General features: G+C 71.0%; 1 protein-coding gene and 1 pseudogene. Both read right to left on the bottom strand.

From position 1 onward, the window contains the following. A pseudogene (locus MJ783_RS22480) lies at positions 1-442 on the bottom strand (hypothetical protein); the annotation flags it as partial. Between the two features lie 149 nt (positions 443-591). Beyond that, positions 592-1,551, bottom strand: coding sequence for a hypothetical protein (locus MJ783_RS22475; protein WP_239313705.1), 960 nt, complete (start codon positions 1,549-1,551; stop codon positions 592-594). Positions 1,552-1,928: the final 377 nt, after the last annotated feature.

Raw genomic sequence — 1,928 nt, 5'->3', positions numbered from 1 at the left:
GGCCGCTCTTGACCAGTGGCAGCGATTCGTGGGCGTCGCGGCACCGCCTGGCCAGCATGCTGATGGGCAATTGTCCCTCCTCTTCGTGGACGCCGGCCCAGTCGAAGCACTCTCCGACGACACCGCACACGTCCAGGCCCGGGGCGGCCCGCAGCGCCCGTGCGGTGACCCGGCTCACCAGCGCTTTCCCTCTTTCCCGGTCGCGGACGACGATCTTGGCGCTGCCGGCCGCGTTCACCAGCAGCTGCGCGGGCTGGCCGTTGCTGATCCGCCAGTCCAGGTTGAAGCCGCTGAACTCGGTGGTCAGCGCGTCGCACACCCACTGCCGAAGGCCGTCGATGAGCTCGGACGCGCCGACGTTCTCGCGCCGTTTGGTGGTCTCGAAGATGAATGCCTGGTTTCCCGACGTCTCGATGAGGACGACGTGGCAGGTGAGGCCCATCCGGTGTCCTTTCTGTTCCCCCGAAACAGGGCGTGAACGCTAACCACGTCAGTGGTTCGTGCTTACACCCACCTCTGACGGATGAGACAGACTGTCGGTCCCAGCCGTGGCCCGCTCGCGGCGGCGGGACCGACAACCCCCCGTGCCCGTTACTGACGGATGACGGCCTCGACGACCGCGAAGACCTCGTCCGGGGTTAGCGCGCTGCGGGAACCGTCGGGATGGCGGGGCGCCCCGCCCACGGAGGTACCGCCACCCCAGCCGGGTTCACGGGCCGCCAGCGCGGCGAGGATCGTCCCCGGCTCGTTCGCCGGGCCGACCGGGAAGCGGTCGACGAGGTCGCTGCGCCGCCCGATCGTGTAGACGATCGAGGAGTCCGGTAGCCGCCGCCACAGCACCGCGCGGGTGTGTCCGGCCGCGTAGACCGGGTCGAAGCCGTCACCAGCGCTGGTGGCCATCACCCAGCCGGTGCCGGTGTGGGTGACAGTGAAGGTCGGCTCCCGGCGGGTCGGCGCGGCAGGCCGCTCGTTCGTCGCGGGCACGCGGGTGATCAGCTCGGCGATTGCCGTGACGCAGCCGGCGAGCACCCGCGCGGGGTCACCCACCGGGGCGTGCCGGCGCGGCAGCGGGACGCTCGCGGCGAACTCGGCGAGCAGCGCCGGATCGGCCACCGGGTAGGCGGGGCCGTGCGCGTCCCGGCTGCCGACGGTCTCCACCAGCGCCCGGACACGCTGGGCGTGTGCGGGCGCGGACACGGACGCGGGGGCGACCCATGCGGGGTGCGCCAGCAGCGCCACCGCGAGCGCGGTGTCGGCGTCGATGTCGTTGACGTAGACGGTGTAGGCGCTCGGGTCGAGCCCGAGCAACAGCGCGTCCAGCACCTGCCGGCAGGTCGCCGAGGTCACCAGCCGTACGCAGTCGCCGTGGTGGTCGAAGCTCAGCCGGCGCCCGTCGAGATCGAGTTGTGGTCCCTGCACCAGCCCGTCCAGCGCGATGCTGTAAGGGGGCAGCTCGCGCAGGGGCACGACCCGGCCAGGGGCCACCACCACCCGCACAGCACCGATCGTCACGGTGTGCTCGCCGTGCTGGTCCGTCGCCCCGTCGCTCATTATCTGCCGCCTCCCGATCCGGCGCCGTCCCCCTGACGGCCGCCAACACCATCTCCTGACGGACGTGCCTGGCGGTGCGGGTATCCCCGCTACGGCGGTGAATCTTCACGCTGTCATCCTTGCGCCAGGGGGGAGCGGACGGATGCGGCCCAGAGGCCGGTGGCTCGTCCGTCAGAGACCCGTGGAGGATCGATCGCCGTCCACGGAAGGTGAAAAATGACAACCATCAGTGAACAGCCGTCAACAGGCGCCGGTCATGTGCTCGTCCACATGGTCGGCGCCGCCGATCTCGGCACCCGTCCCGGGCCAGAGTTCACCAAAAAGCTCGACGAGCTGGTCGCGGCGGACCCGTCAGAGGCGGCCCGCCTGCTGACGCC

It is taken from the genome of Protofrankia sp. Cj3 (assembly GCF_917627355.1).
GTDB lineage: Bacteria > Actinomycetota > Actinomycetes > Frankiales > Frankiaceae > Protofrankia.
The sequence above is the reverse complement of the archived record's forward strand: the minus strand, read 5'-3'. Positions and strand labels throughout refer to the sequence as shown.

Excerpts from the sequence above, each read along its gene's own strand:
- MJ783_RS22475 (WP_239313705.1), bottom strand. The coding sequence starts at position 1,551 with ATGAGCGACGGGGCGACGGACCAGCACGGCGAGCACACCGTGACGATC.